Source organism: Streptomyces sp. NPDC002788, assembly GCF_053592115.1.
Window position 1 is genome coordinate 386,141 of sequence record NZ_JBSFVB010000001.1, and the last position, 24,632, is coordinate 410,772.

A 24,632-nucleotide genomic window follows, 5' to 3' on the forward strand; every position below is an offset into this window, starting at 1 on the left:
GGGGGGAGGGGGGAGGGCTGTGATCGTAACCCGCCGTCCCACATGTTGGGCGACCTGTTCATGTAATGGACACAATCGGCTGGGGCCCACTGCCGGGTCTCGACTACCGTCGTCCGTATGACCAGCACCCTCACCCTCGCCGAAGCCCTCGCCGCCGGGACGGTCGTCCTCGACGGCGGCATGTCCAACCAGCTCGAGTCGGCCGGGCACGACCTGAGCGACGAGCTGTGGTCTGCGCGGCTGCTCGCGGAACAGCCGGAGGCGATCACCGAGGCGCACCTCGCCTACTTCCGGGCGGGCGCGGACGTGGCGATCACCGCCAGCTACCAGGCCACGTTCGAGGGCTTCGCCAAGCGCGGGATCGACCACGACCGGGCGGCCGGACTCATGGCGCTCAGCGTCGAGTCGGCACGGGAAGCGGCCCGGCTCGCACGCGTCCCCCGCCCGCTGTGGGTGGCGGCCTCGGCCGGCCCCTACGGGGCGATGCTCGCGGACGGCTCCGAGTACCGAGGGCGCTACGGCCTCACGGTCGACGAACTGGAGCGCTTCCACCGCCCCCGCCTGGAGGTACTGGCCGCCGCCCGTCCCGACGTCCTCGCCCTGGAGACGGTCCCCGACGCCGACGAGGCCACCGCCCTGCTGCGGGCGGTGCGCGGGCTCGGGGTGCCGGCCTGGCTGACGTACTCCGTCGCCGGTGGCCGCACGCGCGCCGGGCAGCCGCTGGAGGAGGCCTTCGCTCTTGCCGCCGACGCGGACGAGGTGATCGCGGTGGGTGTGAACTGCTGCGCGCCCGAGGACGTGGACAGCGCCGCCGCGACCGCGGAACGGGTCACCGGCAAGCCGGTCGTCGTCTACCCCAACAGCGGCGAGACCTGGGACGCCGGGGCCCGCTCCTGGACCGGCCGCTCCACCTTCACCGCCGACCAGGTCAGGGGCTGGCAGCAGTCCGGCGCCCGCCTGATCGGCGGCTGCTGCCGGGTGGGCCCGGAGGCGATCTCGGGCATCGCGGGGACGCTGGAGGCGGCATAGGAGCGGCACAGCAGCGGCGTAGAGCGGCACAGCGGCGTACGTGCTCACCGCCGCGTCGCCAGTCCGCGCACAACCCTCCTCCCCTCCCCCCGCCACTGCTAGCCTCCGTCCAGGGAACCGGTTGCCGACGCGTTGCCGCAGTTCCCAGGGGTGGGGTGCGGACCGGCGCCCGGGAGAGACGAGGCAGTCAATGACGAGGAAGAGCGGGGACGCGAGCCGCAGCACCATCCGGGACGTGGCGGCCCGCGCGGGGGTCTCGGCGTCGACGGTGTCACGGGTGCTCGGCGGCGTGTACCCGGTGAGCGCGGCGACGCGCGGGCGCGTCATGCGGGCGGTCCGCGAGCTGGACTACGTCGCGGACGCGCGGGCGAAGGCGATCGCGGGCGTCGGCACGCCCACGCTCGCGTTCGTGCTGGAGGACATCACCGGCCCGTCGTTCGCGCACATGGCACACGGCGTCGAACGCGAGGCGACCCGCCTCGGCCACCTCTGCCTGGTGTGCAGCACGGAGGGCGACGTCCGGCACGAGCTGGAGTTCGTCGAGATGATGCGCGCCCAGCGCGCCGCCGCCGTGATCCTGGTCGGCGGCACCGCCGACACCCCCGAGTACCGCGAACGCACCCACCGCATGGCCGACTCCCTCGCCTCGGCCGGCTCCCGACTGGTCCTCTGCGGCAGACCACCACTGGGCCCCGGCGCTCCGGTGACGGTCATCGAGTACGACAACGAGGGCGGCGCCTACACGCTGGTCGCCCACGTCCTCGCCCAGGGCCACCGCCGGGTGCTGTTCCTCGGCGGGCGGACGGACCACACCACGGCCCTGGGCCGCGAACGCGGCTATCTCGCCGCCCACCGGGCCCGGGGCCTGACCCCCGACCCGTCCCTCCTCCTGCACGGCGACTTCACCCGGGACGCGGGCCACCGCCTGATGCAGCAAGCCCTCAAGGACGGCCTCGACTTCACGGCCGTCGTGGCCGCCACCGACATGGTCGCGGCGGGTGCCCTCACCGCCCTGCACGAGGCGGGCCTGTCCGTCCCCGGCGACGTCTCCCTCGCCGGCTACGACGACATCCCCTTCGCCCGCGACCTGCACCCCGCCCTGACGACGGTCCACGTCCCCTACGAGGAACTCGGCCGCCTCGCCGTCCGCACGGCCCTCGAACACACGCCGGGCGCCCCGGACGAACACCTGCTGCTGGGCACGCACGTGGTGGTGCGGGACTCGGTGGGACCGCCCCCGGCCCACTGAAGTCGGTGGCCTCAGAGCGGATTTCGGTTGTCGAAACAAACTGGGCCGCTGGGAGACGCGCGCAGTCCTGGCAACAGGGGCAGGGCCCCCTGACACGTGCGCGGATGTCATCGATCAGGCAGTTCCAAGTCACCTTCGACTGCGCGGAACCTGAGCGCGTCGCTCGCTTCTGGCGCGAGGTGCTGGGGTACGTCGCACCGCCGCCACCGGAGTTCGCGCTCGGCGCGGTACGCGTGCGACTGCTTCCTGCCGATGACGACAACGCGTCGTGCATCGTGATGCAGGACATCGAGGGCAACGAGTTCTGTCTCGACTGACTACTGCAACCGCGAACAGCCTTCGAACTCGCACCACACGATCTTGCCGGGGCACCTCTCCCCCACACCCCACTTGTCCGCCAGCTCCGACACCAACAGCAGGCCCCGCCCGCCCTCGCGGGGCTCCTGGACGTCCTGCCGCGGCAGCGCCGGCACGCCCTCACCGCTGTCGTGCACCTCGACCCGGACGCCACCGTCCTCGCCGTACGGCACCAGCCTCAGCAGGAATCCACGGCCGGGCGGCACGCCGCGCAGCAGCGCGTTCGTCGCCAGTTCGCTCACACAGAGCAGCACGTCCTCCGCGCGCCCGTAGCCGCCCCAGTCCATGAGCGCGTCGTGCGCGAACGCGCGGGCAGCCGGTACGGACTGACGCTCCCGACGGTAGAACCGCTCACGCGGGGACGGGTGTTGGAACAGGAGTGGAGTTTCGTCATTCACGGGACGACAGTCACACTCCGTGGCCATCATGGAACAGAGCGCGCACTCGTACAGCCAGGTTGTACGTGCGCGCAACAGTGCAAGTACGCGCGCGGGTGGGGAGTTCGCCGCCATGAGCACCACGGCACGGTCACGACGGTCACGCAGGAACGCCTCGGCGATGAAGATGGTGGGTGCGTTGCTCGCCCTCTTCCGAGAGGCGGCCGGGTATACGCAGAAGTCCCTCGGGGAGATCTTCGTCGTCGGGGAGCAGCAGATCGCGTCCATCGAGCAGGGCAGACGACCGCTGAAGATGGATCTCGCGGAGCAGTTGGACCAACTCCTGGATACCAAGGGGGCGTTGGTGGCTGCGTTGTCGGAGATGCCGGAGGTGGATCTCGTACCGCTCTGGGCAGAGGAGTTCCTCGACCGGGAGCGAGAGGCGATCGCGATCTCGTCCTACGAGAACCAGGTGCTGCCGGGGCTGCTCCAGACGGAGGCGTATGCGTGGGCGGTGTTCCGCAGCCGCGTGCCGTTCTACGACGAGGACACGATCGCCCAGTTGGTGGCGGCGCGCATAGAACGCCAGGGGATCCTGCAAGGCAAGAACCCGCCCATCACCTGCTTCGTGGTCTGGGAGCCGGTCTTACGAGCGCCCATCGGCGGCAGGGAGGTCTGGGTCGAGCAGTTGCGGCACCTGCGCGCGTGCTCGGAACTGCCGGGCCTCATGTTCCAGGTCCTGCCGCTGAATCGCACCAGCCACGCCTCCCTCGATGGCCCGTTCGTCCTGCTCGAAACGCCCGAACACCAGCGGCTCGTCTACACGGAGAACCAGCGCGGCAGCCAGCTCATCGCCGACCCTGATGAGGTGGCGATCCTTACGCAGAAGTGTGCGATGCTGCGGTCACAGGCCCTCACCCCCGAGGACACGAGGGACCTGCTGGACCGTCTTCTGGGAGAGGCATGAGCAGCACCGCACCTGAGTGGTTCAAGTCCAGCTACAGCGGCAGCGAGGGCGGCAACTGCGTCGAAGTATCAACCGGCCCCACCGCCGTCCACATACGCGACAGCAAGACCCCCACCACCCCCCACCTCACCGTCACCCCCGCCACCTGGACCGCCTTCCTGTCCACACTCAGCGGAACATACGCCCCGCGGGCATAAGCGCGGCGTCGGTCGCCCAGAGGGCGAGTTCGCGGTCCCGGGGGCCGTACGCCGTGTAGGCAACGCCGTTCTCGGCGTCCGGTGCGCGGTCTCCGAAGACGCGCACCGGGTGGGCGGCGTCCCAGCGCTCCCAGCCCGGGTCGCCGTCCGCGGCGAAACGCACCCATGCGGCGTGCATCGCGTCGGCCAGGTCCTGCGGGGCGCCTTCCCCGGCCAGTTTGCGGGACTCCGGGACCTCCCCCGTGTCGAAGACGAAGCCGAGCTCCAGCGCGTGACAGGAGCCGAGGTCGGGGAGGTTCGAGGGCCAGGCGAACTCGTAGACGTACGACGGTTCCGTACGGGCGTCGGCCAAGTGGTGCAGGGGGATGCGGAGAAGGTGGTCGGTGACGAGCTGGCCGACGATTTCCGCCGTGCGCGCCTCGGGGTGCAGGGCGCGGTAGCCGCGCGGGACCTCGCTGCCGCAGTGACAGCGGGCCATGGCGCCCGCGAAGGCGACGGCCCCGAGGCGGTCGACGCGCTCCAGGAGGCCTCCCGGGACCAGCCACAGCCGGTACTCGTCGCGGGTCCACCCCATCATCAGCTCGACGCCCGGGGCGGCGCCGCCCTCGGTGAGGGCCTCCAGGGGGTCGCGCGGGACGGTGTCGCCGTCGATGACGATGCCGAAGGCGGGGCCGCCGACCACCGGGCTGCTGAGCTTGCCCACCTCGGCCTGAGTGTGCAGGAGCAGCTCGCGGTCGACAGCGGCGAAGGCCTCGGCGGTGGCGGGGATCTTCAGCCGGGAGGCCATACGGCGCACCACCCGGCGCACTTTGGCCCGCTCGGACGCCTCGGGCGGCCCGCTCTGCAGGACCGCCCGCCGGACCAGCCCCTGGGTCTGCGGGGCGGCGATGAGGGCACCGACGCTGATCGCCCCGGCGGACTGGCCGCAGAGGGTGATGCGGCCGAGGTCGCCGCCGAAGGCCTCGATGGCCTCGTGCACCCAGGTCAGGGCGGCGATCTGGTCGCGCAGGCCGGGGTTCGGGGGCGTGTCCGGGAACAGGCCGTAGCCCTCCACGCCCAGTCGGTAGTTGATCGAGACGCACACCACGCCGTCGCGGGCGAAGGCATGGCCGTCGTAGACGGGGACGGCGGACGATCCCCTGGTCAGGGCGCCGCCGTGCAGCCCGACGAGGACGGGGAGCCGGGCTCCGGGGGCCGGTTGCGGGGTCCAGATGTTGAGGTTGAGGCAGTCGTCGCCCGGCACGACCGGGTCGGACAGGTAGTGCGCGAAGGCCTCGGAGTACGGGGGTTTCGGCGAGGTGGGGCCGAAGGCGCCGGCGTCGCGGACGCCGTCCCAGGGCGGGAGAGGAACGGGTGGGCGGAAACGGCGAGGGCCGAACGGGGGCGCCGCGTACGGAATGCCGCGGAAGACCGCGACTCCGCGCTCGTACCTGCCGCGTACGGCCCCCGTACGGGCTCCTGACCACGGGATCCGTCTAGCCTGCCGTCATACGCCCACCAGCCCTTCGCCGCGCTCGTGCACCGGTGCTACCAGAGCACCACATGGTCCACCGGTATTCCGGTGCACGAACCGGCTTGACCGCTATTTGGCGTACATCAGCGTGCCGAACCCGAGCTGGTCGAATCCGCCACTGGTGGTGCCGTAGTCGCCTCCTCCGCCCTCGGGGGCGACCGAAAAGCACATCTGGGCGATGTACTTGTCGTCGAGGAGCAGGCGCCGCCCGTAGTGGTAGTGGAGCATCGCCCACACCGGGCGGACCTGGCCGCGGGATCCGGAGCCGATCACGGTCTGTGACTGCTGGGCGCAGTTCTGGCCGCTGCCCCAGGTGTAGGTGGTGTAGGGCACGTTCATGTCGAGGTTGTACTTGGCGACGTACTGGGCGGCCTTCATGAAGCGGCGGCCGTCGTAGGAGTACAGGTCGTCGCCCTGGTTCCAGGCCATCTCGCAGAGGGCGCCCATCTGGCCCATGCCCATGACGGTGTGGCCCTGGTCGCGGCCGGACTCCTGCCACTGGCCGAGGTCGTAGCCCTCGACGCCCGGGTAGAGGAACGGCACCGCGCGCCGGATCTGGCCGTTGCCGCCGCCGTTCTTGAAGTAGTCGACGGCCTGGTCGTACTTGGCGCCGTCGTCGCACAGGATCCCGATGGCCATGATCGAAGCCATGTTGCACAGGTCCCAGTTGGCCCAGTAGTTGGTGATACAGGCGTCGTTGTGCTCGCGCAGGAACCGGTCGTTCAGCGGGTAGAAGACGTTGAGCATCATCGTCTTGAACCGGTTGAGGTCGAACCCGGCGTAGCCGCGCATGAGTTCGGCGGCGTTCGCGAACTGCCAGCCGTAGAGGCCGGCGGCCAGGTACCGGTCGGCGTTGCCGGTGATCTCGGTGAGCGTGGACGACCAGGCGTTGAGGATGCGCACGGCACAGTCGGCGTTAGCGGCGGTGCCGCCCACGTGCCAGCGCAGCGCGTTCTGGTAGGCGGCGTGGATGTCGTTGTAGAGCTGGGGGTAGTTCTGGCCGTCGCCGCCGCGGATGATCGTAGCGGTGGGGCGGGGCGTCCAGGTGGACGCAGAGTGGGAGTTGGCGGTCAGTCTGCGCCAGCCGGAGGCCCAGGGGTCGGTGCCCGCGGCGACCCTGACCTTGGCGCGGTTGATGTCGCCGGCGTTGTGCAGCATGCCGGGGTGGGTGAAGGCCGCCGGGGCCGCGCCCGCCGTGGTGGCGGTGGCGCTGGTGCCGAGGGCGAGGGCCGCGGAGAGACCGCCGGCGGTCTTGAGCAGACCGCGGCGGCTCACCTGGCCGCCCTCGTGGTGGGTGTGGGGGGAAGTGCGGCTCATGTGGGGTTCTCCGATCCGTGGAGGATTACATGGGGGTGATGCTCACCTCGTCGAACTCGGTGGTGCTGTGGGTCAGGGGGCTGCGGGAGCAGACCACGAGGCCCACGTAGTAGGGGGCGTCACCGAAGCCGGGGATGTCTCCGCCGGCGAGGGGGGTCCAGGTGGCGCCGTCGTCGGACGAGACGGATGCGGTGAAGTGCGTCCCGGTGCGCTTCAGCCGCAGCAGGCAGGGGGCGGTGACCGCTCCGTTGCCCGTGAAGGTGGACCGGCCGGCGACGGTCGTGCGCAGCATCAGCTGGGCGCTCGTGCCGCCGGTGACGATCGTCCCGGCCGCCTGGTCGAACGGCGACAGGGACTTGGCCATGAGCAGGCCGACCCGGTCGCCGGTGGCTCCGGCGCGGGAGACAAGGCGGGCGGTGACCTCGCAGTCGCCGGTGACGGGCCGTCGTACGAACTGCCCGGTCATGCCCTGGTTGTTGACGGTGAGGTCGGCCCCGGCGCCCCGCACCACGAAGGTCCCTTCCTCGTGGGCGGTGCTGCCGGGGGTGCGGACGGCGACCACGCCGAGGGTGCCGTAGGCGCGGTCGTCGAGGACGACGTCGCCCAGGTCACCGTAGGTCCAGGGCGCGGGCGGCGGGGTGCCGACCGTAAGGGTGAGGGTGCCTCTGGCGTCTCCGGCGGCGTTGCCCGCCATGGTGGTGACCTCGAACTCGCCGGTGTCGGTGGGTGTTCCGGAGATCAGGCCGGTGCGCCGGTCGACGCGCAGGCCGTCGGGCAGCCCGTCCGCGGCGAACCGGATCGGTTCGTGCGAGGCGCGCAGGACGTGCTTGAAGGGCTCGCCCTTGTTGGCGAACGCCGTGGTGGCGGACGTGAGTTGCGGCTTGGAGGGTGTCGGCATCGTCGCCGTGTCGGTCTCCGACAGGGGGCCGCGTCCGGCGCAGTTGGTCTTGGCGACGGCGTAGCGGTACGTCGTGCCGGGCGTGCCGGTGGCGTCGGCGTACCGGACGCGGGTGCCGAAGCCGACCGCGCCGATGCCGGTCGCGATCGTCTCGTAGGGGCCGTCGGCCGCGGCGGCGCGCAGCACCTTGTAGCGGGCCGAGAGGTCCGGGTCGGTCCAGGCCAGCTCGACCGCGTCGGCGCCCGCGACTGCCCGCAGGTCGCCGGCGGCGGTGGCCGGGCGGGGCACGGACCAGACCTCGCCGGCGGTCCGGGAGGCGACGCTGACGTTGTCGAAGGCTCCGGTGCCGGTCTCGGCGTAGTCCTCAGCGACGCCGAGGCAGGAGGTGAGGGTGAGACCGACGTAGGCGGTGACGCCCAACTCGACGTCACTGGAGCCGACTTCGGTCCAGCGGATGCCGTCCGGGGAGACGGCGCCGGTGCAGCGGTCGCCCCGGCGGGTCACGCGGACCCAGTACGGCATACGCATCCGGTAGCCGTCGCCCGCGCCCTCGACGTACGGGGCCTGAAGCGGGGTCGCCGACTCGGGCAGGGTGCCGAAGGAGGAGATCGGGAAGCCGGCGCTCGTGGTGATCGCCTGCTGCTGGGACGGCGGCACGGGTGTGCTGCCGGTGCCCTTGATCCCGGCCCCCGCCTCGGGCCGTACGGACCATACGCCGCTCCAGGTGTGCAGCGGCAGGCCCTGGATCAGCATGGCGGCGTGCGCCGCGTCCGCTTCCAGGCCGGCCCGGACGGTGACGCCGATCCTGGAGTACTGGGAGCTGAGCGGATACACGATCCGCGCGGTGATCGTGCCGTCGCCGCGCAGCGGGAGGGAGACCAGGCGGTGGGTGTCGGCGGTGCCGGACGCCTCCAGCACGAACCGCTCGCCGTCGAAGACGGCCGAGCCGGGGATCTTTACGTTCCCGATGTCCCGGCTCGACCAGGGCTCGGGGAGCCCGTCGGTCGCCGACGCCCAGGCCGAACCTCCACTCTTGCCACGGGAGTTGGCGGCGCTGACGGTGTAGTAGTAGGTGCGGCCGGTGCGTACGCCGCGGTCGGTGTACGTCGGCTTCGAGACGCCGGAGGCGACGGTCTCGTACGGCCCGTCGGGGCTGGTGGCCCGGCGGACGGTGTAGCCGCTCGCCCAGGCGGACGGCAGCCAGGACACGGTGATCGCCCGGTCCGCACCCGTCGCCGTGACGCCCGCGGGTGCCGTGGGCGCGCCCGGCGCGGCGGCCTTCGTACCGGCGTAGGTGAGGGTGCCCCAGCCGGGGTGGTCCTCGTGGTAGCCCTCGGTCACGCGGGTGCCGTTCGGGCCCCGGAAGACGGCCTTCTCGGTGTACGGCGCGGGCATGCCGAGGCGGCCCGCGTAGTGCGCGTACCCCATCTCCCACACCGGCCGGAACGCGCCGCGCTGCCGGTCGGAGACGGCCGTCTTGACGTACTTGCCGGTGCGGTCGAGGTCGGGCGTGAACGGAACCGAGTCGTCGCCGAGGTTGTAGCGGGCGAAGTACTCGAAGTTGGCGAGGATCCGGCTCTCGGCGAAGCCGTACAGGTCCACGCCCTGCTGCCAGGCGACCTCGGCCGCGTCCGCGAGCAGGCCGACGGCGAGTTGCTCGTGCGCCTGGTCGCGCCCGGACTCCTGGCCCTGGCCGGCGGCGGTGACGATGCGGTGCAGCACGGAGCCGTTGCCGGCGCCGGCGGCCGCGAACCGCAGGGCGTCCTCGAACATCACGGGGTGGTCGCAGAAGACGGCGATGGCGAGGATGGTGCGCAGCGCGGCGAGGTCCCAGTTGCCGTTGGCGTACAGGCAGTAGCCCGACAGGGCCGGGTACCAGACGTCGGTGAAGGAGCGCTCGCAGCGGCTGATGGATTCCTCGGGCCAGCCGTCGTATCCGGAGTGCCGCAGGATCTCGGCGGCGTTGACGAACTTGAAGCCCTGGATTCCGGCGCCGAGCTGGCCGTCTGCGCCGGTGATGCCGGTGAGGGAGGTGGCCCAGACGTCGAGGATGTCGCGGGCCTTGTCGGCGTGCCGGACGTCGCCGGTGATCGCCCACATCAGGGCGTTCTGGTAGGCGGCGGCCGCGTCGGTGACGGCCTGGCTGGTGTTGTCGGTGGGGCCGCGGCCCCAGGTGCGGATCTGTCCGGTGTTGCGGACGGCATAGGTGTGCTGGGAGCGGAAGTCGGCGGCCAGGGCCGCGAATCCGGTGGCGATCGGGTTGCTCCCGTCGGCGACCGCGGACCGCATGCGCTCCAGGTCGGCGCGGGAGTGCAGCAGCCCGGGGTGAGTGAAGGCGTACGCCTGCTCGGCGGCCTGGGCCCAGGCGGGCATGGCGACGGCGGACAACAGTCCGCCGGCGGCCACGCCCGCGAGCCCCGCGGCGCCGAGAAACGTCCGTCGGTTGAGGGATTGCACGGATGACTCCTGGCTTACGCGTTCTGGACGGTGAGTTTGACGGACTCGGTCGCCGTACCCGCGGTGTTGGTGGCCTTGACGGTGACCGTGTAGGTGCCGGGGACCTGCGGGATGCCGGAGACGAGGCCGGTCTTCTCGTCGATCGTCAGGCCCTTGGGCAGTTCCTCGGCCTAACGAGGTCGGCAGCGCGCCCGCCCTGCGGTGGCGGCGGGGCGCCGTAGGCCTGATAGGCGCCGTGAGTTGGCCGTTGGGCCAGTCCGGGCAGGGCCGAGTGAGACGTCTGGTCTGTATGCGGCGCCCAGGAGCGCTTCGACAAGAGAGGGACGCATGCGCGACCCCGGTGCCCCGCCGGGAGGACTCCGGGGCCGGCCGTCGGCAGTTACAGGGCTGCAGCCTCCGCGGTGGTGAGGAAGCGGAGGTTCTGCACGTGCTCGTTGACGAACATGGGCACGCCGTCCGAGGCCAGGTACCAGCGCGGCTTGCCCCCGCTGTCGCGGATCACCCTGCCGTTGACGCGGAGGTTCTCGAAGGTGACGTCCTTGACGGTGCGCTCCGCGTCGGTCCCGGCGATGATCGACGTGTCGGCGTTTTTGCCGTTGTAGCTGAGGTCCTTGATGTAGACGTTCTCGATGCCGCGGCCGGACGCCTTGTTCCACTTCGGGTTGTTGACGACCCGCATGTGGACGAGCTGGCCCCAGCGGAAGTCCTCCACACGGATGTCGTCGAACCTCACATCCCGAACGAGGTTGCCGTCGGCGGCATTGATGGCGATGCAGCCCTGGGCGTTCACCTGCGGCTCACGGTGGTCGAGGATGTCGATGTTCTCGAAGTTCAGGTTCTCCAGCATCTCGGGCGCGGCGGGGTCGGGGTTGCCGTGCACGGCCATGTTGATCGGATGGGCGACGTCGGCCCACAGGGAGCAGTTCTTGACGGTGATGTTGCGTGTGTCGCCGTAGAAGTCCCAGCGGTGGGTGTAGAGGGCGATGCAGTCGTCGGACGTGCGCAGGAAGCAGCGGTCGATCGTGACGTTCTCGGAGCAGTAGAGCTGGATGCCGTCGCCCCAGCCCTCGCGGCTGAAGGCGCGCAGGTTCTTGATGGTGAGGTTCTGGCACTCGGCGACCCGGATGTTCTCGTACCGGGGGTTGAGGATCGTGATGCCGTCGATCGTGACGTTCTCGCACTTGCGGACAAACATCGCGCCCCACTTGGAGTTGTAGATCACACCGCGGCCGATCACCCGGGAGTTCTCCACCCCCTCGATATTCACGTGTGCGACGAGGACCGCACCGGGGGCCAGGTAGACGGTGGTGTTGCTGGGCACCTTCAGCACCCCGTCGGTGGGGGTGTGCAGACCGGGCCCGAAGTACATGACGTGCTTGTCGCCCTCGGCGGGCACGTCCTGCTCGATCGGGTTCGCGAACAGGTGCAGGCAGTCGAAGATCTTGTCGTCGACCTGGACGACGACGTTGCGGGGCCGGTCCAGGGTGAAGCGCGCCGTGTCGCCGCGCACCTCGGGGGTGATGTCGTACGAGTCCGGGCGGATACGGAACTTCTCGGCGCCGCCCCGGTTGTAGGTGACCTCGACCTCGACGGTGCCGGAGAAGTCGAAGGCGGCCCAGGAGGACTTCTGGACCGGGTTCTCGCCGGTGACGGCGTCGATCAGCGCCAGCTTGGCCAGGTAGACGTCGAGTCTCTTCCAGCCGCCGCCGACCGGCCGGACCTTGACGGTGAAGGAGTTGTTGGCCGGCACCTCGGGGAGAGTCGGGTGGATGACGACAGTATCGCTGGGGGAACCGGTTTCTCCAGTGGCAGCCTGGGCGGTGCCCCCGACGCCGGCGGCCATGCTGCTGACAGCAAGGACGCCAGCGGCCTGGAGGGCGGTTCGCCGGGAGAGGGACGAGCTCATGGGGACTCCTTGACGGAACGTGTGCGGGGGTGGCCGTCTGCGGCCGAAGGTGGAAAAGCCCGAGAGTGCGGCCACCTCTGCGGGCTGCCGGGGCGTGCGGGGAGACCACCTGCTTTCGCGGAGGAGGTGGGTGGGCGACGGGCTGATCCGTCACGCCGAAATCTGCGGCATGAGCGAAGATGGCGTCAAGGGTTCGGCTCGTTTTCGACACAACCGGTTTCTATGGCCACGTCCTCAGCGACGAGCGGCCACAGCCCCCGGAGGCCCGAAGAGCTGCCCGTGCGGCGACGACCGGCCGCTGCGTGCGGAGAAGGTCACCGACCCCGCCCGCGCGGCATACCCGCGGGCTCGGAGCCGCGGTGTACAGCCGGCCTTCCGCCCGGAAGTGTCGCCACAAGCGGTGCACCCGCCAGGGCTACGAGGACCGCATCGAGCGCGTCCTGACACTCTCCCTGGGCCACCTGAAAATGCGCCACCGCGGCGCATCCAGGAGATGCAACAAGCGCGTCTGGGTGGACAACACAGTCCACCAGCTGAACCGCGAAGCAGCTCGACAGGCCCTGGCCGTGGAACGCGCCGTCCTCAGCACCGCCTTGCAGGGCAGCGTCTGACACTGTTTCACGGCTTTATGGAAACCGGTTCCCTCCAGCGTGCCACTGTCCGTTACTCCTCGATGGTCCGAAATTTCATGGTTTTTCCTTGAGTGTTGGGTGCTTCGGCAGATTCTCGCGTCCGACATATTGTTCCGCCGTGTAGTCGGCTTTAGCTTCCGTAGAGACCGGTTTCTATAGATGGTCCGAACGCCTGAGAGGGGCTGATGAACGGCGCGCAGGAGAGAGCGGCCGCAGTGGCGGTCATCGCGTATGAGGCGGGACCGGTGCGCCCGCCGGTACCGGCGGTCCCTTAGAGCCTGTCCGGACGCCGCTCCCACGCCACTGATCACGCTGCCGCTGAAGCACACGCGCGGCCGGGACACCGCCGGAATCACGCTGCGCACCGACGGCAACGCCTTCGCCAGGAGGGTCACTGCCGGCTCCCACTACTACTACCGCGCCTTACCCACCCTCGTGCCCGCCTGGACGTGAGTGACGCCCCGCAGGCGGACATCACCCCGCTCACCGACACGGCCCACGGACCCTCACGGACCTCCGCCGGCCGACGGCCTCGACACCGGACACGGCGCAAGGCCACCGGCTGGCGGACGCGATACCCGACAACCCCGGATGCCGTGCCGCGCCCGGCGCGTCACGGCCCCAGAAAGGTCTCTGCGATGAAACAAGTCATGGAACGCGCTAGATCGCGCATCACCGCGATAGGCGCGGCACTGGCGCTGACGGTGGGACTTGCCGGGGCGGCTGCGGCGCCCGCCCGAGCCGACGGTTACGAGAGCCTGCTCACCGACCATGTGGTCAAGATCCACGAGACGGTCAGCGACGCCGGATTCGTCCACCCCGGCGTCGGCCTCTCGGCCGAGAACCTGCGCAACGCCCAGAAGATGGTCCGCTCCGGCCAGGAGCCCTGGGCTTCCTACTTCGATGCCATGACGCAGGTCCGGCCGTGGGCGAAGAAGGGCTACACCGTCGACAACATGGTCAGGGACAAGCCGGAGGTCCCCATCACGTCGACCTTCACCGAAGGGAGTCTGCGCGGGCGCCTGACCCGCGACTCCTTCGGGGTCCTCACCCAGGCGCTGCTGTGGATCAACACCGGTGACGAGGTGTACCGCAAGGGCGCGATCATGGGCCTGCGCACCTGGTCGAACATGGACCCCGACGGTTACGCCTACTTTCCCGACGCGCACATCCACACCGGCAAGCCGCTGTCGCAGTTCCTGATGGCCGCCGAGATCATCCGCGCCACCGAACCGGTCCCCGACGACACCGCTGGTACCCACGACGGTTATGACGTGACCTGGGACGCCGACGACGACAAGAAGCTCCTGAACAACCTCGCGAACCCGATCGTCGACGTCTTCAACTTCTCCAACAAGAAGTGGATGAACCAGCACAACTTCGGCCTGTACGGGCGTATCGCCACGGCGATCTATGCCGACGACGTCAAAGGCTACGCAAAGGGCGTCGAGTGGTTCACCAAGAACTCCGCCTATGACGGCTACGACAACGGCGCGATGGCGACGCAGATGCCGCTCATCGGGGCCGACCACAAGCTCAACCCCTACGGCAAGGACTTCGTGCAGGTCCGCGAGATGGGCCGCGACCAGGCCCACGGCGAGACCAACATCGACAACTTCGCCGCCCTGGCCCGCTTCCTCGACGTCCAGGGCACCAAGGTCGACCGCGTCGACGGCACCGTCTCGACCGCCGACGACGCCGTGAGCGCCTACTCCTTCCTGAACAACCGCCTGCTGCACGGTGCGGACGCCTTCTACGGCTTCATGATGGGCGCCTGGATCCCCTGGGTCGACGAACAACAGTCCGGCGGCACGCTGTCCCAGGCGTACCGCGGCCGGGTCTTCGACCCACTCTCGGAGCTGTACTACCAGTACAAGTACAGAGAAGGCGTTGACGTCGACGCCGATGCTCCGTGGCTGGCAGAGCTGCACCGGCGTATGGACGGCCCCTTCTTCCGCTACGGGACCGGCACCAGGAACTTCTGGGCCCCCGGCGACAAGAGCGTCGAGTACTGGGTCGCTTTCCCCGAGGAACTGGCGGGAACGAAGCCGACGCCCGTCGAAGAGACCGAGCTCTCGTTCGGCCGCTACGCCCTGCTGATGGACGACGGCACCGAGATCGTCACCGAGGACGGCCGCACCTTCGCCCGTGCCCACGCGAGCTCGGACGGCACGACCAGCGCCGTCAGCCGGATGATGCGCCCCGCGGGCCGCGACATCGGCGTGCTGGTGCGGACCAACGGCCAAGCCACGCTCGATGTGCTCTCCAAGGAGGAGCCGTCCGGCCTGAACCCGGACGAGACCGGGCCCAGAACCCTCGGAACGGTGGAACTGCCCGACACGCACGGCGAATGGCGGTACATCACCTACCCGGCGACCGGGTCCAATGTGCATTACTACCGCGTGACCGGCGCCGAGGGCGTCACCGTCGACTTCGACACCGTCATGTTCGCAGCCAAGGACAACCTCACCGCCCCGCGGTTCGAGCAGACCCGGGACCACTACTACTGGTGGCAGGACGTGAAGGCGTCGTTCGACCTGTCCGCGGTCGACGCGGGCGGTTCGGTCGTCTACTCGGCCGCCGGCCTCCCGGACGGAGCGTCGCTCGACGCCGAGACCGGGACCGTCACCTGGACGCCGACCCCCCAGGACCGCGGACGTTACCCGGTCCAGGTCGTCGCCGACGACGGCGAGTCCATCACGGCGCGCACCTTCGAGCTCGTGGTGTCCAAGAACCGGCCCCGCATGATCGAGGACGCGGTCGCCGACGGCACCGACGAGGACGCCGTCTACACCACCGTCACCCACGAGCCGTACCTGGAGGCGCTCGCCGCGGTCAAGCAGGTCGCCGACGATGAAGGCACCGACGCGGAGTTCCGCGCCGCCTTCGACTCTCTGCTGGACGCCATCGACGCGCTCAGGCTGCTCAACCCGCGTCTGGAGGACGGGACGCTGGACTTCACCGGCATCGTCACGCCGACGGTGATCAACAAGAACGGGGTGCGCAACCTCGCCGACGACGATCACACCACGACCGGCGGCGACATGCTCGGCACGTTCTTCACGCTCGACTTCGGGCCGGACTACCGGGTCGCCGCATCGCAGTTCGACATGCGGGCGCGGAACCTGTTCCCCAACCGGTACCAGGGCGCGAACGTGTACGGCTCGCTCGACGGCGCAAAATGGACGCTGCTGACCGCGCGGGCGACCTCGAACACGTCCGACTGGGAGCACATCCCGGTCGTCGCCGAACAAGCCGGCGAGGAGTTCCGGTTCCTGAAGGTCCAGGTCGACATCCGCGGCGAGAAGACCGACCCGGCCTACCCCGACATCTTCTCGATCGCCGAGCTCCACATCCACGGCGAACGCTCCGAAGCGGTCAACGGCATCGCCGAGGCCTCGCTGTCCTCCGACGACGCGACCATCGGCCGCGTCACCACCGGTGATGAGGTCGCCGTGTCGTTCTCCAGTGAGGAGCCGATCAGCGACGTCACGGTCACCATCGCCGGCCAGAGCGCCAAGGCCGTCAGCGACGACGGCAAGACCTGGACCGCCTCGACGGTGCTCGATGGCGTCACCGGCGGCCGGACGGTCATCGTCGGCATCGATCACACCACCGCCGACGGCGAGACCGCCGACACGTTCTACGGGACGACCGACGGATCGAAGCTGTGGGCGAGCGACCAGCGCGACTACCTCGATCTGGGCGCCCTCGGCGAGGTCGTCGACCTCAACGGCGACGCCGACTCGAACAAGTCCCGCCACGGGCTGAGGATGACCGACGACGACCTGGGCACCGCCAGCGACGTGCGCGCCGTCGACGGCGAGTACTACCTGATCTGGGACTTCAGCGACGGCGTGTCGGTCTCGCTCGACCGGGCAGAGCTGCGGCCGCGCCAGGACGGCTACGGTCTGTCCCGCATGTGGACCCAGACGCTCGAGGGATCGAACGACCTGGTCAATTGGACGCGGCTGACCAAGCCGTCCGAGACCACCCACGACTGGCAGAACCGTTCCTCGCTCGACGACGGCTCCTACCGGTACCTGCGGATCCGCAACGGCACCATCATCAGCGTCGCCGAGCTGCGGGTCTACGGCGAGGTCCACCTCGACCTGGCCAAGCTGCTCGCCCGGGCCGAAGCGGTCGACCTGGGCCTGCACTCGCGGGCCTCGGGGATCCTGTTCACCCGGGAAGTGGAGGCGGTCAAGGCGGCCGCCGAGAAGGACGGCGCGGACGAGCAGGCGCTCGCCGAGCGGCTCCTCAAGGCTTGGGACCTCCTGGAGGACCCGCCCTCGACGATCATGCCGGTCGACCCGTCCTGGGTGGAGGCCAGCAGCCCGTCCTGGGACGGCTCGCGCGATGCGGCCGCCAACGGCTGGGCCCTGTTCGACGGCGACCCGTCCACGTACACCGACACCAAGACGGCCGAAGGCTGGGTGCGGGTCCTCCCGGACGACGGCCGCGTCCTGCCCGTCGAGACCGTCAAGGTCCAGCCGCGCCCCGGACACGCGCACCGGGCCAACGGGTTCAAGGTCCAAGGCTCCAACGACGGAGGCAAGACCTGGGAGACGTTCCTGACCCTCTCGACGCCCGCCTCCAGCGGCTGGACCGAGTACCCGCTCGAGGCGCCCGTCAGCTACCAAGCGCTCCGGCTATACTCGGCGAGCGGCTACACGAACCTGGCCGAGCTCCAGTTCACGCGGGTTCCGGTGGACGTCACCGGACTCGACCTCCTGCTGGAGGAGACCGGCGTTCTGTCCGAGGCGGACTGGACCGCCGGGTCCTGGGCGGACCTGACCGAGGCCCGTGAAGCCGGGCTGGCCCTGCGCAAGACCGGTGCCAACCCGACGCAGGCCGAGGTGGACGCCGCGACCGACGCGATCACCGCGGCCATGGCGGCACTCGTGGCCGCCGGGTGAACGAAGGGGCCGGACCGGTACCGGACACTGCTGGCACATGGTCCGGCCCCTGTGGGTGACGTCGGCCTTCATCACCTGGTTGTGGGTGGTGAAGGCCGACGGCGCGTTTGGTGGGAGGGTGTCGGCGTCGTTGCGGGAGCCCGGGTTGGATCCGCCTCTGAGCTTGTTCTTCAAGGTCCGGCCGACCGTGAGGGTTGGCCGTATTGAAGCTCGTCTCCGGGCGGCTCGTTCGGCACCATGATCGTGTGACGAACAACGAGGAAGCCGGCCTACCCTCCATCAGCACAGGGCTTGTTGTAAGCATGCTGATCGGCATTCCAGTTGTGTTCGGACTGGCTGTTTTCGACAACATGGCGATGGGCCTGGTGCTCGGCGGTGGTGCAGGCGGAGTCCTTGGTGTCACTTTCCGCGCGGCACGGCGCTCGCAGCGCGAGTCCCCGTGAGGACTCCACACGGCTGCTCAGCTTGTTCTTTGGTCTCCGGCACCGAACGGCATCTCGAACTGGGTTGCTCTCGCTGGGTATTCTCCGAACGCTGAGGCGGCCTTCGTCTGATCATGTGCTCCGACCAAAGTGCACGTGACCACGACGAAGGCCGTGAGGGTGAGACTGCTGCCTGAAGCTGTTCCGGAGGAAGCGTTCGCGGAAGCGTCACGCTTCGGGGACGAGTTGTACGCGTGTCTGACCGTCCGGGGCGATGAGCTGTTCGAGCTGGTGGACGGTGCTGTGTGCGCCGGGTACTCGCCGACCACTGGCCCGAACCCCGCAATCGGGCCGGCCGTGCGGCCGACGGTGTCTCTTTCTCCGCTCAGCTCACGGCGGTGCACCCGGCGGTGGAGTTGACACTGCTGCCCGAGTACCGGCCAGGGCGTCGCGGGTGGTGAGGGTGATTTCCAGGCAGGTGATGCCACCGGACGCGAGCGCCCGGGCCGCGGCGGGCAGCCCGGAGGCGTCGGCCGACCGGAGGATGGCCATCACCCGGGTCCGGCCGAGCTGCGGGGTGAGGGCGGGGCGGTCCGTCACCCCACCCTGCGGGTCGTGTCGGTGCCCTGGACGTCGGTCATGTTCGTCGTGCCCTCCAGGTTGCTCGCGGGAAATTGACGCTGTGCCAGTTGCCTGCTGGCTCACTTGAGTCCGGAGGTGGCGATGCCGGAGACGAAGCCGCGCTGCATGATCAGGAAGAGCACGAGCACCGGGATCACGTACATCACGGCGCCTGCGGCGATGAGGTTGGACACCGGCATGCCCTGTGCGTTGACGTAGCCGTTGGCGAGCTTGACCGTGAGGGTGGTGTGCGCGTCGTCCAGCAGCAGCGCGGGGCCGATGTAGTCGCCCCATGACCAGCTGAAGGACAGGATAAGGCTGGTGGCGATGACCGGCCACGACTGCGGCAGGAAGATCCGCAGGAAGATCCGGAAGGTACCGCAGCCGTCGACGATCGCCGCCTCCTCCAGTTCCTTCGGCATGTTGCTGAAGAACTGCCGGAACAGGAAGATCAGGAACGGTGCGCCGGACAGCCCCCACAGCACCCACGGCATATAGGTGTTCAGCAGGTGGAGCTCGGCGAACATCAGATAGGTCGGGATGAGGGTGATGACCTGCGGCAGCATCATCGTCGACAGCAGCACCGCGAAGATCACCCGCTTGCCCGGGGCGGTCAGCCGGGCGAAGCCGAATCCGGCCCAGGCCGAGGCGAGGGTGACCAGAACGGCGTAGATGCCGGCGATCGTCAGGGAATTTCGCGCATAGCCGAGGTAGTCGAACGCGGTCAGCGCCTGCCGGAAATTGTCCAGGTTCGGGTGGTGCGGCCACCAGTGGATGGGCATGACCCGCAGTTCCGACGCGTCCTTGAGAGCGGTGATCGCGAGCCAGCCGAAAGGGCTGAGGAAGAGGACGAGCAGTGCCACAAGGAGCATGTAGACGGCGTTGCGCCGGGCGAACACCATTACGCGTCTCCCATCGTGCGGGGCTTGTCCTTCGCCGGCTCCGCTTCCACCGTGTAGAAGACGGCGCCCTTGCTCACCTTGAACACCAGGAAGGTGATGACGACGATGAACGCGAAGAGCACCCACAGCATCGCTGAGGCATAGCCGTAACGTCCGTTGGCGAAGTACTGGGCGAAAACGTTGATCATGTAGAAGTAGTTGCTCTCGGGGACGGACGTCACGCCCGCCGGGGTGGGGTTGAGTGCGATCAGCAGTGGCGCGAAGCTCTGCAGCGCTCCGATGATCCCGGTGACGACCTGGAAGAAGATCACCGGGGAGAGCAGGGGCAGGGTGATCCGGGTGAAGGACTGCCAGGAACTGGCACCGTCGACCCGCGCCGCTTCCAGAAGTTCCTTGGGGATGTCCTGGAGCCCGGCGAGCGAGATGATCATGACGTTGCCGACACCCCACATCGTCAGGGTGATCAGCACCCAGCGGGCGTAGGGGTCGATCAGCCAGGGAACGCCGTTGATGTTGAGGACGTCCAGGACGCCGTTGGCGGCCCCCGAGTCCCGGTCGAAGATCAGCTTGAAGGTGAGCGCCGCGCCGACCGGCGGTACGACCGCGGGCAGGTACAGCAGGGTGCGGAACAGGCCACGGGAGCGGATCGGCTGGTTGACCAGGACCGCCAGCATCAGCCCGGCCACGATCGACAGCGGCACGGTGATGCCGGTGAACAGCGCGGTCCGGCCGAGGGAGGCCATGGTGTCCGGGTCGTAGAAGATTTCCTTGTAGTTCGCCAGACCGACGAAGCTGGTGCGCTGGGAGAGTCCGTCGGAGTTGGTGAAGCTCAGCCACAGCGCGTACAGGAGCGGGTAGGCCGTCAGCCCCAGGAATCCCAGCACCCACGGGCCGGTGAACGCGTAGAACGCCCATGCCCTGCGCTTGCTGAGGGACAGTCGTCTGCGTGCCGGGCGGGCGGCCGCCCCCGGGGACGGGGACGGCACGGCCCGGGCGGTGTCTCCCGTGAGCTGACCGGTACTCACCCCACCAGCTCCTTGCCCGCGGCGATCGCGTCGTTCATCTGCGAGTTCAGCGCGTCCGCGACCTTCCCGGCCGAGGTCCCGGACTTGACCGCACCCGGCAACACCTTGTTGATCACCGCGTCCAGGGCGGTCGCCTGGGCGTACGGGGTGACGGTCATCGTCTGGAGGTACGGGAGCTCCTGCTGCTGGACGGCGTGGGACTGCTTCTGGAACGGCTGCGCCTGCGGCATCAGCGAGTGCAGCGACTTCAGGCTCGGGATGCCCCAGCCGCTGCTGGCCCGGTCCTTGGCCGGCTGGCCTGCGAAGTACCACTCGAAGAACTTCCAGGCGGCGTCCTTGTTCTTGGCGCCCTCGGGGATCCAGTAGCCGGTGGCACCGAAGCAGGGGCTGATGCGGTGGCCGCCCATCTGCGGGGCGGGCGCGAACCGTGTCACCTTGGCGATCTTGGGGTCGCCGCCGACCAGCCCGCCGAACCAGTAGCCGTTGCTGGCCATGGCCATGCGGTTGGCCTGGTAGGTGGGCCAGTCCCAGCCGTCCGGGTTCGGGTTGGCGGGGCTCGGGCCGATGTTGGCCTTGGCGTACTCCAGGTACCAGCTCAGTCCCTTCATCGCCTCGGGCGAGGAGAAGTCGACGGAGGCGAGGTCATCAGCGAACAGCTTGCCGCCGGCCGAGGCGGTCATGTTCATGAACGTGGGCAAGGTGCCGGGCCCGGCGCTCAGCCCGTAGACCTTCACCTTGCCGAGCCTGCGCTTGGCCAGCCGCTTGCCGAGGTCCAGCCACTCGTCGTAGGAGAGCGGCTCGGTGTCGCTGGGGTGGTCCAGCTTCGCGGCGTCGAACATGTCGGTGCGGTACCAGAACATCGCGTCCTGGGAGTAGTCCTTCGTCATGCCGTAGCGCGGCCCCGTCCCCTGCTTTTCTCCGTCGAAGCGCCAGAGGTCGTTGACCGGGTCGAGCTCGGAGGTCCTGAGGACCGAGCTCTCGGCGAAGTAGGGGTCCAGGTCGGCCATCAGGCCGCGGGCGGCGAAGTACGGCGTGTCCAGCGCACCGAAGCCGCGCACCACGTCCGGCGGGTTCTTGCCGGCCAGCATGGCGTTGAGCTTGGTCTGGTCGAAAGTGAGAAAGGTGACCTTCACGCCCAGCACCTTCGCGGCGGCCTGGACGGTCTTCTTGTCCTCGGTGTTGGCCATGACGGTGAGCGTCGAGGCGCCCTTCTTGGCGCCGGAGCCGGAGCCGTCGTCGACGGAGGCGGCACATCCGGGCAGTGCCGCGGCGGCGAGCGTGACACCGGCGGTGGTGGCGAGGAAGTCACGCCGTCCGAGGGCGCTTCTGGCGGGAACGGACATGGTCGTGAACCTTTCATGCAGGTGACAGCGGGGCTGCGGGACGGATCGAGGGCCGATGTGCGGCGGGAGTTCCGATACGGAGATCCGCGGGGAACTCCGCCGGGGCAAGGCAGGAGTGAGGCGCCGGCTCGCCCGGTGAGGCGCACGGAAGCGTGCCGGGGTACAGCCGAGTGGCCGCCGCCGAGTGGCCGGCAGGCCGACGGGGCAGTCGTGACGCGGCCTCACGGACGGACCTATGAGGACGCGGAGGTACGGGGACGCAGAGCGGCTTCGGGTGGTCGCCGTGCGGACGATGTCCGGACCGGGGACGGGTCTCGCCGGGGTCGGCTCCGGGGGCAGGCATCTGTTCGTCGCGGGGGCGCCTGGTTCCGCCGCCCTGGGGGGCGTGGTGCGCGGGACGCGTCCCGGTGGAGGTTGCCCCGTGGCCCTGTACGGCGCCGCCCCGGTGAGGCGGTCGTCGCTGCCGCCGTACGCGGCCAGGAGCGGATGTCCGCGCCGTCGCGCGGAACGGGTTCAGAGGGCGTGAAGCTTGCCGGAAAGGGGCTCCGACTGCGGCCCGCGTCGTGATCGCGCCGAGCTCCGGCGGCGGCTCAGGGATGCACCGGCATCTGGGTGCATGAACGCACCACCTCCTTGCTTTTCCTGGTTCGCGATGGCAACCGGTTGTTATTCGTGGGGCAGAGCTTCTTGCCCTCGGGATGGCGCGTCAAGAGCCTTGACGAATTTTCGAGAAGACTGTGTAACCTCGGTGTTATCAGCCAGGGCGTCGATAAGTCCTGTTCCCGGCCGCCGCGCACAAGCCGACGATGGGTGACCGGCCCGCCCTGACCAGGGGCGGCCGGGAGCTCGCCTCGGAAGAGGGTGGGAACCGGTTGTCGAAGCGGGCAACCGGGTATCCAGGTGTCGACGGCGGCACAGTCGGTGTCCACCGTCGCGCACCGAAACGCTGGTAATCGATTTCCAGAACGTGCTCGTCTCGTGGCGCCCCCGAGGGGGTGTCGACTCCGGCCCGCCCCTCACAGCAACACGCACCCTCTACGCCTCCGGTTCACCCTCCCTCTGTCTGTTCGTTCACGTCACGACGCGGGAAACCAGGGCCCTTTGCCCGGACAACCTGCGCCGCCGACCGTCACCCCGGCCCTGCCGATTGACCGCTGCCTCCCGGTGGATCTACGGTAGAAGACGCTTTCTGAAACGTTTCCATCCTCTGCTCCAGGAGAGTCATGCCCAGCCCTCAGCTGCCGCGGGCCGTGTTCGCGATGGACCCGCTACACCTCCCGCTGCTCTTTCCTCCGCCGCTGATGGAGCGGCTGAGGCGCACGGCCGACATCGACCCCGGGTTGGTCGTGCGGGACTTCACCGATTTGGCCGCGGCCGACGCCCTGGCCACCGCCGAGGTGCTGATCACCGGCTGGGGCTGCCCGCATCTGGACGCCGGCGCCCTCGCGGCGGCCCCGAAGCTGGACGCCGTCCTGCACGCGGCCGGCTCCGTGCGCTCCCTGGTCGGCGACGCCCTGTGGGAGCGCGGCGTGAAGGTCTCCAGTGCGGTGACGGGCAACGCCGTGCCCGTCGCGGAGTACACGCTCGCGATGATCCTGCTCGTGGGCAAGGACACCTTCGATCACCGCGAGCGCTTCCGCCACACGCACGCCTACCCGGGCCCCGCTCAGACCGCGACGACCGGCAACCTCGGCCGCCGGGTCGGTGTCATCGGCGCGTCCCGGGTGGGCCGCCGGCTGCTGGAGCTGCTGCGGCCGTTCGACCTCACCGTCCTGCTGCACGACCCGTACGTGAGCCCGGCCGAGGCCGCCGCCCTCGGTGCCGAGTCGCTGCCGCTGGAGGACCTGCTCAGCCACAGCGACATCGTGAGTCTGCACGCCCCCGACATCCCCGAGACCCACCACATGCTCGACCGCGAGCGGCTCGCCCTGGTGCGGGACGGCGGCGTGCTCATCAACACCGCCCGCGGCGCGCTGGTCGACCACGAGGCGCTCACCGACGAGCTGGTGTCCGGCCGGCTCAGCGCGGTCCTCGACGTCACGGACCCGGAGCCGCTGCCGGCCGGTTCCCCGCTGTACAACCTGCCCAACGTGTTCCTCACCCCGCACATCGCCGGCTCACTGGGCAACGAACTGGAGCGGCTCGGCCGCATCGTCGTGGAGGAACTGGAGCGCCTGGCGGCGGGCCTGCCGCCGGTCCACGAGGTGCGGCATGCGGATCTCGCGCGGGTGGCATGACGGCTCGGCGTGGCAGGCCGCCGGGACCGCCGGCGGGCCGCGTCACGGCGGCCCGCCCGGACCGCACCACAGCCGCACGCCCGGTCCGCACCACAGCCGCACGCCCGGTCCGCACCACAGCCGCACGCCCTGCCCGCACCACAGCGGCACGCCCTGCCCGCGTCACGTCGCGAGCAGGCCCTTCGGCCCGCCGCCCACAAGCCCTCCAGCCTGGAGTAACGATGGGATACGGTTTCCGCACGGGTGGGGGCACAGCCCCGGTGC

19 protein-coding genes are annotated in these 24,632 nt (G+C 69.6%); 9 read left to right on the forward strand and 10 right to left on the reverse strand.

What is annotated here, in order from left to right:
* Positions 1 to 117: 117 nt before the first annotated feature.
* The 3 genes from mmuM (at position 118) to ACWD1U_RS01735 (ending at position 2,595) form a co-directional block, all read left to right on the forward strand.
* A complete protein-coding gene (gene mmuM, locus ACWD1U_RS01725; protein ID WP_451103669.1) occupies positions 118 to 1,029 on the forward strand; it encodes a homocysteine S-methyltransferase in 912 nt (303 codons plus the stop codon).
* Positions 1,030 to 1,219: 190 nt separating this feature from the next.
* On the forward strand, positions 1,220 to 2,278 hold the full coding sequence (locus ACWD1U_RS01730) for a LacI family DNA-binding transcriptional regulator (protein ID WP_451103670.1): 1,059 nt from the start codon (positions 1,220 to 1,222) through the stop codon (positions 2,276 to 2,278).
* A 104-nt stretch (positions 2,279 to 2,382) separates the two neighbouring features.
* Positions 2,383 to 2,595 (forward strand): VOC family protein, encoded by a 213-nt coding sequence (locus ACWD1U_RS01735; RefSeq protein WP_451103671.1) that lies wholly within the window; start codon positions 2,383 to 2,385, stop codon positions 2,593 to 2,595.
* Here ACWD1U_RS01735 and ACWD1U_RS01740 read toward each other — a convergent pair whose 3' ends face one another.
* Positions 2,596 to 3,033: an ATP-binding protein gene (locus ACWD1U_RS01740; protein ID WP_451103672.1), complete on the reverse strand. Its 438-nt coding sequence runs from the start codon at positions 3,031 to 3,033 to the stop codon at positions 2,596 to 2,598. It abuts the gene before it with no gap.
* A gap of 112 nt (positions 3,034 to 3,145) precedes the next feature.
* On the opposite strand from ACWD1U_RS01740, the gene ACWD1U_RS01745 reads away from it, so the two are divergent.
* Together ACWD1U_RS01745 and ACWD1U_RS01750 are read left to right on the forward strand one after the other, a co-directional pair.
* Entirely contained in the window at positions 3,146 to 3,979 is an 834-nt protein-coding gene (locus tag ACWD1U_RS01745) for a helix-turn-helix domain-containing protein (protein WP_451103673.1), read from the forward strand.
* Entirely contained in the window at positions 3,976 to 4,176 is a 201-nt protein-coding gene (locus tag ACWD1U_RS01750) for a DUF397 domain-containing protein (protein ID WP_451103674.1), read from the forward strand. The genes ACWD1U_RS01745 and ACWD1U_RS01750 overlap by 4 nt, the downstream gene beginning before the upstream one ends.
* Here the strand turns inward: ACWD1U_RS01750 and ACWD1U_RS01755 are convergent.
* The 5 genes from ACWD1U_RS01755 to ACWD1U_RS01775 all read right to left on the reverse strand — a co-directional run bounded on the left by ACWD1U_RS01755 (position 4,148) and on the right by ACWD1U_RS01775 (position 12,267).
* The gene (locus ACWD1U_RS01755; RefSeq protein ID WP_451103962.1) at positions 4,148 to 5,647 is read right to left on the reverse strand and encodes a carboxylesterase/lipase family protein; all 1,500 of its coding nucleotides are present in this window, start codon (positions 5,645 to 5,647) and stop codon (positions 4,148 to 4,150) included. The genes ACWD1U_RS01750 and ACWD1U_RS01755 overlap by 29 nt on opposite strands.
* 111 nt (positions 5,648 to 5,758) lie before the next feature.
* Positions 5,759 to 7,006, reverse strand: a complete 1,248-nt coding sequence (locus ACWD1U_RS01760) for an alginate lyase family protein (RefSeq protein WP_451103675.1) — start codon at positions 7,004 to 7,006, stop codon at positions 5,759 to 5,761.
* Between the two features lie 25 nt (positions 7,007 to 7,031).
* Positions 7,032 to 10,361, reverse strand: a complete 3,330-nt coding sequence (locus ACWD1U_RS01765; protein ID WP_451103676.1) for an alginate lyase family protein — start codon at positions 10,359 to 10,361, stop codon at positions 7,032 to 7,034.
* A gap of 14 nt (positions 10,362 to 10,375) precedes the next feature.
* Positions 10,376 to 10,522 carry a putative Ig domain-containing protein gene (locus tag ACWD1U_RS01770; RefSeq protein ID WP_451103963.1) on the reverse strand — a complete coding sequence of 49 codons (147 nt, stop codon included), beginning with the start codon at positions 10,520 to 10,522 and terminating at the stop codon, positions 10,376 to 10,378.
* A gap of 218 nt (positions 10,523 to 10,740) precedes the next feature.
* Positions 10,741 to 12,267: a glycosyl hydrolase family 28 protein gene (locus ACWD1U_RS01775; RefSeq protein ID WP_451103677.1), complete on the reverse strand. Its 1,527-nt coding sequence runs from the start codon at positions 12,265 to 12,267 to the stop codon at positions 10,741 to 10,743.
* Positions 12,268 to 13,130: 863 nt separating this feature from the next.
* On the opposite strand from ACWD1U_RS01775, the gene ACWD1U_RS01780 reads away from it, so the two are divergent.
* The 3 genes from ACWD1U_RS01780 (at position 13,131) to ACWD1U_RS01790 (ending at position 18,261) form a co-directional block, all read left to right on the forward strand.
* Complete coding sequence (locus ACWD1U_RS01780; protein WP_451103678.1) at positions 13,131 to 13,352, forward strand: hypothetical protein; 222 nt, start codon at positions 13,131 to 13,133, stop codon at positions 13,350 to 13,352.
* A gap of 197 nt (positions 13,353 to 13,549) precedes the next feature.
* Entirely contained in the window at positions 13,550 to 17,818 is a 4,269-nt protein-coding gene (locus ACWD1U_RS01785; RefSeq protein WP_451103679.1) for a discoidin domain-containing protein, read from the forward strand.
* A 245-nt stretch (positions 17,819 to 18,063) separates the two neighbouring features.
* A complete protein-coding gene (locus tag ACWD1U_RS01790; protein ID WP_451103680.1) occupies positions 18,064 to 18,261 on the forward strand; it encodes a hypothetical protein in 198 nt (65 codons plus the stop codon).
* A 369-nt stretch (positions 18,262 to 18,630) separates the two neighbouring features.
* Here the strand turns inward: ACWD1U_RS01790 and ACWD1U_RS01795 are convergent, their stop codons facing one another.
* The 4 genes from ACWD1U_RS01795 to ACWD1U_RS01810 all read right to left on the reverse strand — a co-directional run bounded on the left by ACWD1U_RS01795 (position 18,631) and on the right by ACWD1U_RS01810 (position 22,131).
* A complete protein-coding gene (locus ACWD1U_RS01795; protein WP_451103681.1) occupies positions 18,631 to 18,840 on the reverse strand; it encodes a hypothetical protein in 210 nt (69 codons plus the stop codon).
* Positions 18,841 to 18,941: 101 nt separating this feature from the next.
* A complete protein-coding gene (locus ACWD1U_RS01800; RefSeq protein WP_451103682.1) occupies positions 18,942 to 19,763 on the reverse strand; it encodes a carbohydrate ABC transporter permease in 822 nt (273 codons plus the stop codon).
* The gene (locus ACWD1U_RS01805) at positions 19,763 to 20,788 is read right to left on the reverse strand and encodes a carbohydrate ABC transporter permease (protein ID WP_451103683.1); all 1,026 of its coding nucleotides are present in this window, start codon (positions 20,786 to 20,788) and stop codon (positions 19,763 to 19,765) included. The genes ACWD1U_RS01800 and ACWD1U_RS01805 overlap by 1 nt, the downstream gene beginning before the upstream one ends.
* Complete coding sequence (locus tag ACWD1U_RS01810; RefSeq protein WP_451103684.1) at positions 20,785 to 22,131, reverse strand: extracellular solute-binding protein; 1,347 nt, start codon at positions 22,129 to 22,131, stop codon at positions 20,785 to 20,787. The genes ACWD1U_RS01805 and ACWD1U_RS01810 overlap by 4 nt, the downstream gene beginning before the upstream one ends.
* 1,223 nt (positions 22,132 to 23,354) lie before the next feature.
* Between ACWD1U_RS01810 and ACWD1U_RS01815 the strand changes: the two genes are divergently transcribed.
* Complete coding sequence (locus tag ACWD1U_RS01815; protein ID WP_451103685.1) at positions 23,355 to 24,368, forward strand: hydroxyacid dehydrogenase; 1,014 nt, start codon at positions 23,355 to 23,357, stop codon at positions 24,366 to 24,368.
* Positions 24,369 to 24,632 lie beyond the last annotated feature (264 nt).

What these genes read in the sequence shown, in the direction of transcription:
- mmuM (WP_451103669.1), top strand. Translation starts at nt 118, where the DNA reads ATGACCAGCACCCTCACCCTCGCCGAAGCCCTCGCCGCCGGGACGGTC.
- ACWD1U_RS01730 (WP_451103670.1), top strand. Translation starts at nt 1,220, where the DNA reads ATGACGAGGAAGAGCGGGGACGCGAGCCGCAGCACCATCCGGGACGTG.
- ACWD1U_RS01815 (WP_451103685.1), top strand. Translation starts at nt 23,355, where the DNA reads ATGCCCAGCCCTCAGCTGCCGCGGGCCGTGTTCGCGATGGACCCGCTA.
- ACWD1U_RS01800 (WP_451103682.1), bottom strand. Translation starts at nt 19,763, where the DNA reads ATGGTGTTCGCCCGGCGCAACGCCGTCTACATGCTCCTTGTGGCACTG.
- ACWD1U_RS01785 (WP_451103679.1), top strand. Translation starts at nt 13,550, where the DNA reads ATGGAACGCGCTAGATCGCGCATCACCGCGATAGGCGCGGCACTGGCG.
- ACWD1U_RS01775 (WP_451103677.1), bottom strand. Translation starts at nt 12,267, where the DNA reads ATGAGCTCGTCCCTCTCCCGGCGAACCGCCCTCCAGGCCGCTGGCGTC.
- ACWD1U_RS01745 (WP_451103673.1), top strand. Translation starts at nt 3,146, where the DNA reads ATGAGCACCACGGCACGGTCACGACGGTCACGCAGGAACGCCTCGGCG.
- ACWD1U_RS01735 (WP_451103671.1), top strand. Translation starts at nt 2,383, where the DNA reads ATGTCATCGATCAGGCAGTTCCAAGTCACCTTCGACTGCGCGGAACCT.
- ACWD1U_RS01760 (WP_451103675.1), bottom strand. Translation starts at nt 7,006, where the DNA reads ATGAGCCGCACTTCCCCCCACACCCACCACGAGGGCGGCCAGGTGAGC.
- ACWD1U_RS01780 (WP_451103678.1), top strand. Translation starts at nt 13,131, where the DNA reads ATGAGGCGGGACCGGTGCGCCCGCCGGTACCGGCGGTCCCTTAGAGCC.
- ACWD1U_RS01750 (WP_451103674.1), top strand. Translation starts at nt 3,976, where the DNA reads ATGAGCAGCACCGCACCTGAGTGGTTCAAGTCCAGCTACAGCGGCAGC.
- ACWD1U_RS01810 (WP_451103684.1), bottom strand. Translation starts at nt 22,131, where the DNA reads ATGTCCGTTCCCGCCAGAAGCGCCCTCGGACGGCGTGACTTCCTCGCC.